8 protein-coding genes are annotated in these 6,298 nt (G+C 37.8%); all 8 read left to right on the forward strand.

Annotated features, from left to right (window positions below):
- The first annotated feature begins 132 nt into the window (after window positions 1–132).
- Window positions 133–1,161: a DUF4238 domain-containing protein gene (locus KIV41_RS10060; protein ID WP_285336227.1), complete on the forward strand. Its 1,029-nt coding sequence runs from the start codon at window positions 133–135 to the stop codon at window positions 1,159–1,161.
- A 137-nt stretch (window positions 1,162–1,298) separates the two neighbouring features.
- Window positions 1,299–1,820: a GNAT family N-acetyltransferase gene (locus KIV41_RS10070; protein WP_285336229.1), complete on the forward strand. Its 522-nt coding sequence runs from the start codon at window positions 1,299–1,301 to the stop codon at window positions 1,818–1,820.
- Between the two features lie 149 nt (window positions 1,821–1,969).
- Window positions 1,970–2,641, forward strand: coding sequence for a hypothetical protein (locus KIV41_RS10080; protein ID WP_285336231.1), 672 nt, complete (start codon window positions 1,970–1,972; stop codon window positions 2,639–2,641).
- Window positions 2,642–2,741: 100 nt separating this feature from the next.
- Window positions 2,742–3,263, forward strand: coding sequence for a hypothetical protein (locus KIV41_RS10085; RefSeq protein ID WP_285336233.1), 522 nt, complete (start codon window positions 2,742–2,744; stop codon window positions 3,261–3,263).
- 185 nt (window positions 3,264–3,448) lie between these two features.
- Window positions 3,449–3,961: a hypothetical protein gene (locus tag KIV41_RS10090; protein WP_285336235.1), complete on the forward strand. Its 513-nt coding sequence runs from the start codon at window positions 3,449–3,451 to the stop codon at window positions 3,959–3,961.
- A 146-nt stretch (window positions 3,962–4,107) separates the two neighbouring features.
- Window positions 4,108–4,437, forward strand: a complete 330-nt coding sequence (locus tag KIV41_RS10095) for a hypothetical protein (protein WP_285336237.1) — start codon at window positions 4,108–4,110, stop codon at window positions 4,435–4,437.
- 226 nt (window positions 4,438–4,663) lie between these two features.
- A complete protein-coding gene (locus KIV41_RS10100) occupies window positions 4,664–5,188 on the forward strand; it encodes a hypothetical protein (RefSeq protein WP_285336239.1) in 525 nt (174 codons plus the stop codon).
- 134 nt (window positions 5,189–5,322) lie between these two features.
- Window positions 5,323–6,024 carry a hypothetical protein gene (locus tag KIV41_RS10105; protein ID WP_285336241.1) on the forward strand — a complete coding sequence of 234 codons (702 nt, stop codon included), beginning with the start codon at window positions 5,323–5,325 and terminating at the stop codon, window positions 6,022–6,024.
- Window positions 6,025–6,298: the final 274 nt, after the last annotated feature.

Consider the following 6,298-nt stretch of genomic DNA (forward strand, 5'->3'; position numbering starts at 1 on the left):
AGCTTAGTATCCCCTATCTTACTTTAACTTATTGATTGTTAATTGAATTAATATGAATAAGAGTGCATTATATAGAAGAAAAAGACGACAGGCTGTCGACTAATAAGCGTTAAACGTATTATGGAGGCTTCATTGAGCGTTAAAAAAGACAATCACTTTTTGCCTCAGATGTATCTGAAAAATTGGTGCAATGAGCAGGATAAGGTATTTCAATATAGGAAAGTAGTTCAACACGAAAATGTACCTATCTGGAAAGACTATCATCCATCAGCTATCGGTTACTCTCAGTATTTGTATGTTAATACTCAAAGTGGCAACCCAGATGATGTCTTGGAAAATTGGTTTGACTCCAATTATGAATTTCCCGCCAAAAATTCGATTGATAGAGTAATTCGTAATGAGAAGCTCTCGAGGAATGATTATAAGTTATTAGCTAATTTTGTTGCACTCCAGGATTTACGTACACCAAAGCGTTACTTTGAGCATTTAGAGCGCTCTGATGAAAAGGCACTGAGTGACATTGTCGAAGATGTGGTTAATGATGTTAAATCAAAAATTCCGCCGGACTTTAAGCCTGATGGAAAGGCTCGTTACCATGATAGCTTACCAATAAAGGTGGAGATTGAAGAGGATGGTAATGACGCTTTTATTGTAAAAGTAACATGGTTGGCGGGCAGAGCTTCTTGGTTATGGTCTATAAAACATGTACTTACTACTGTAGCTGAGCAACTACACCAAAACTCATGGACGATACTTCATCCAGCCAATGGTATGAGTTGGCTTACATCAGACAATCCAGTGGTTCGGCTAAATTATGAAAACGATAAAAGCTATGATTTTAATGGTGGTTGGGCAAACCCAAACAGTGAAGTATTTTTGCCATTGGGACCAAGGCATTTGTTGTATACGCAGGTTGGTGTTTCACCGCCCATCTTACGTGGGACTAAATTGACCGTAGACCAAACTCGGAATATAAACCGAATGATCGCTGAGAACTGCCATAACTTCGTTGTATCTCATGAAAAAAGAGATGACGTTGAGTTGCTGATACCTAGGGTTGTAGATAAAGAAAAAGTTGAGACCGAAAAGGAACATTGGAAAAACTGGCATTTAAATCACCGAGATGCAGAGTTAGTGTTTTACGGGGATAAATACGTTTAACAAACTGTTTAAGAGTGATTCGCAACGCGTGGCATTTTTACTATGCGTTGATTTTAGTGATTAAGGTGGTTTGCGGCGGCTTTGGTATTGCGTTGCTCACACCTTAACAGGGCGTTAGCCCTTTTCGAGGAAACGATATGGAAATCGTACAAGAAATAGATGTTTCAGAATTGCATCATAAGGCAATCGAAGCATTAAGAAATCAAGCTTTTCCAGACAGCCAAGTAAGTCGTTCTTACTTTAAGCAGTTACCTCATATGCGTGCCCTTCATTTTCAAGGTGAACAGCTGGTTGGCTATCTTGGACTGGATTATCGCGTTGTTAGTGTCGGCGGGGAAATACATAAGGTTCTGGGCGTAATCGACTTTTGTGTTGACGAACGTTATCGAGGGCAAGGTATTGGCTCTTTTATGTTGTCAGAATTATCGGCATTTGCTGAAACTAAAGATGTTGATTTCATAATCCTTATATCTGAGTTACATGATTTCTACTCTACAAACGGCTTTTACCAAGTTCAGTGCATGCAGTCTTGGTTAAGGCTTCACGAGCACACCAACTTTGGCGTTGCTGTAGAGCTTCTTGATGAACTGTATGTGAAACCACTCAGAGATAAGCAGTGGGGTGTTGGACATTTTGATTGGCTAGGTTATATGTACTAGTCAACCACAGGGCTAACAAACTGTTTAAGAGGGATTCGCAACGCTTGGCATTTTCACTATGCGTTGGTTTTAGTGTTTAAGGCGGTATGCGGCGGCTCTTGTATTGCGTTGCTCACCCCTTAACAGGGCGTTAACTAGCAAGGAAAGTTATGGCAAAACTAGCAGGAATTTCTCTACACTTAGATATCCCATTTCATGAAATAGAAGTTGGGGAAGCAGAGCTCTATATTAAGCGTGTTGCTGAAAACTATGCAGACCTTTTGTTTGGAAATGATCTAAAGCTCCAAGTAAGAGTTTATGAGGGTAGCATAAAGGTCTATTTGGGCATCATAGGTTCGATTTATTTAGCTATTGGTCAGTATGGCTCATTTCGTTCAGGTTGTGACTATTTAATCAAAGATGCAAAAATGTTCAAAGAGCTTGTGGTTAGCGAGTTAGTTAAGAATGGGGTCTCAGAACATGACATTGTGTCTAAGACCAAAGAGCATTGTGACCCAGATAAAATCCGTAGGGTCTTACTTGCAATTGAAAGGCTAGAGTCGAAACCAAATTTGTCTGATTCAGAAACAGCAGCAGAGCTAAGTAAGATCAAAACTTCAATTCGTAACATCTGTAGAAATTTAAACGATAAAGATATAGGTCTATTCGCATCTTCGTTGGACCCTAAGTATGTACCAGAAGACCGTCCAATTCCCGAGTTGGCAGAGCGGTATAGAATAATGGCACGTGAGGAAGAAATTGCGTATTTCCCTCCAAAAGGATCCAACGAAAAGCTAGTTAACAAAGCGTTTAAGGCAGATTCCCAACGCTTGGCGTTCTGAGTCCAATTTGGTTAATTGTATACGGTGTAAATATTAAGATTTGGTGGTAGCGTTGCTCACTACTTAACGCGGCGTTAGCACACACCACACATGGGAAATTATGAGTATCGAAACTTTGAGTAGCAATATCAGCAAGCACATACTGTCTGTTGAACTATGTCTTGAACATAACTTAAGAATGCCAGCTCTCATATTAATTTATTCAGGAATTGATATTTTAGCTACTTTGGCTAGACCAGAAGAAAAAGATATAGGTTCTCGAGCTGACTTTAAAAGATGGTGTGATAAATACTTGCTACCTGAAAGTAAGCTTAATTGTACTGCTACAGACTTATATGCGGCTAGGTGCGGTATTCTGCATAGCTATACTGCAGAGAGTCAACTTAGTAAAAAATTAGAAGCAAATGAATTAGTTTATGCTTGGGGAAGTTCAAGACCTGAGAGTCTCCAAGAAATTATAGATTGCTGTGGTTTATCCGAAAAAGTAATACACATCGAACAACTGTTTTTGGCATTTAAGTCATCAATTGTTCGTTTTTTGGAGGACTTACATGATTCCAACTTTCCGATAGAAGTTATTGAGAAGCGAGCGAGAAAGTTTTTTATGGATCGACCAAGTTGAATTAGTGTGCTAACAAGCAATTTAAGAGGGATTCACAACGCTCGGCACTTTTGCTTCTACTTCAAATTTAGTGTTTATGGCACAATGTTTTAGGTTTGGGTGGAGGCGTTGTTCACCCCTTAATTGGGCGTTAGCTATTTATAGGAATCGTCACTTATTAATCTTTATCCACTATAGGAATTGTTGTGATAAATAAAACTGAGCTAGTTGATTGTTACAAGAGTGTTTTATTAACGCTAATTGATAGCAGAATTGATGAATTAAAATTTTACGTAAGCCAGAAGGCTTTTTCCCATATGACTATATCTGTAGCCTTTTGGCATTATGACATGCATTGGAATATATGGAATAAGGATGGGCTGGATTTTGTCCAACATAATCAAGTCTCACATGGTGAGTTTATTATTCTCTCTGATTTTGAAAGAGGTAATAAGAATGTATCTAAACTTCGAGATATCATGGAAAGTTGGGAGGAGGAGGAGCTTTCAGGCGATGAAGATGAAGATATTAAACTACTGATTAGGATTGCGCACGAATCACTTGCTTTGGCGATAGAAAGTGATGAAATTAAGCCATTGTTTCTAGACATCTTAAAAGAAAACCCTTCTTTTGAAGAAGCCTCTTTCAATTCTATGGTTCGTATAGAAGATGAAGAAGGTATGTTTGACGTTAACTTTCTTGATTTCTTGAAAAAATAGCTAACAAACTGTTTAAGAGTGATTCGCAACGCGTGGCATTTTTACTATGCGTTGGTTTAGGTGATTAAGGTGGTATGCGGCGGCTTTGGTATTGCGTTGCTCACACCTTAACAGGGCGTTATATTTCACTCGGAAGAGGAACATTTATGGTAATCGGGGATTTATCATTAGGTAAAATCATAGACAGGAGAATCGATTTCTTACTGCACAATGAAATAGCTCCTTGGGATGGCGATAATTACGACTTGGGTGAAAAAGATGCATTGGAGAGAATGCTTGAAGACTCAGGTAAATTAACTGAAAGTGAGTTTGAAGAAAAATACCTGAAAGAATTGGTAAAGCTAAGTAATTGGTTTGATGGTAAAGAGTATTGTAAAGATGACGATGATGAATACTATGAATCATATAACAATACGATTGTTTCTATTCTAGAGCTGATAAACCCTCTCCATAAGTATGCACCTAGCGATGGCTAGAAATATAACAAAGCGTTTAAGGCAGATTCCCAACGCTCGGCATTCTCAGCTTAAAGTTAAGTTTTGTGTTTACGGTGCAATGGTTTAAGTTTGGTGGAGGCGTTGCTCACTACTTAACGCGGCGTTATGTTTCCGAGTACCCCACGTTTAGTAGACACTTTACTAAGTAAAATAATGACTTATCATGCTCGCCATGATGTAGACCGTTTTGAAATTGGGTTTAGAAATGATTACTGGTGACTTTTCAAAGGATTTAATAATTTATGTGGTTGCTTGGCTAGCGTGGCTTTTTCTTTCTATTAAGTTCATCTTACTTTCAAAAAATAGCAAACGCACCAATCTCTATACACTAATGAAGCTTTCAGGATACTGTATATGTGCTGCTACAGCCCTATTTTTGGCTTTTAGTTATAACTTACAAATTGAGGCAATTGGTAATATAGAAGTCGAGATGAATGATCAAGAAAATGAAGGTTTGTTAGAGGCTAATAAGTCGGTAATTCTTGCGATCAACAGTTACTTCGAGTTATTTAAGCAAATTGTAGGTGTATTTGGCGCAGGGGTCGGCGGTGGTATATTAGCTTCAGGATTAATTATGGAAGCTCAAAGCGGAGAAGCAAAGAAAGCTCAGCAGGCAGAGAGTACAGCTCCAGAATCAAATTTTAATGACGCCCACTGTAGAGATACTACTTTGAACTGTTTTACCAAGGTATCAGAATCAGTTGACGATGCATTCAGAAAGAAAACATAACAAAGCGTTTAAGACAGATTCGCAACGCTCGGCTTTTTTGGTTTACTTTGAATTTAGTGTTTACGGCACAATGGTTTAGGTAGGGGGGGCGTTGCTCACTACTTAACGCGGCGTTATATTTTAAAAGGACTATCATGAAAATATTAATATTGTTGTTTATGTCGTTAGTAATTACAGGTTGTAATAAAAGTTATGAAGAGAGGTTTTTAGATGGGTATGCTGAGCTTGAAATACATCAACTTGAATCGAAAGACGCTCCTAAAAATAACATTGATTATCAAGGTAATTACAAAAATGTAAAAGACACTAAAAAAGCACTTTCTACATTAAAAGCAAACATAGGTACGGCAGATGGTATCGCGAATGTTTACGAAACCCCTGACAGTAGTGAAAAGCAATGCGTAGTAGTATTAAGAAAAGAAGCTACTGCAACAACTAAGACTCACGAGCTAGGGCATTGTTTTCATCTCATCCTATATAATGTTTTAGGAGAAAAAGCAGCTTCAGTTTTGAAAGATAGTATTGGGGAAACTAATGGTGATACACCTTATGTTATTGAGCCGTTCGCAGAGGTAGTGGCAGCAACAAGAGCCTACAAATTAGATGGTAATTTTAAATATTTGGAATCAAGAATAATTGCAATTAAATCAAAGCCTGAGAATGATGAAACTAAACCATATTATGCAGCTATTCCACTGCTGGAAACATTGAAGGATTTTTTAGTTTCGAATGAAAATATTCCACAACCAATAGAACAACAAATTTTATATGTTACGGAGAATTTTTATACAAATCCTGATTATAATAAAATGTTTTTCAAGCTACCTAAAAAATAAAATATAACAATCTGTTTAAGAGTGATTCGCAACGCGTGACATTTTTACTATGCGTTGATTTTAGTGTTTAAGGTGGTATGCGGAAGCATCGGTATTGCGTTGCTCACACCTTAACAGGGCGTTATGCGTCCGAGTAAGTTCGAAGATGTAATTGATAATCATGTAACTGTGCTTTCCTTCTCAAGGTCTTATTTTTAATCAGTTTTTAGTAATGTGGATTTGTTTTAAAAGTGTAGGCTAGTTTGTGTTTAAATGCGGAGGTCTCATGGTTAAA

Source organism: Vibrio sp. D401a (genome assembly GCF_030248515.1).
Classification (GTDB): domain Bacteria; phylum Pseudomonadota; class Gammaproteobacteria; order Enterobacterales; family Vibrionaceae; genus Vibrio; species Vibrio rotiferianus.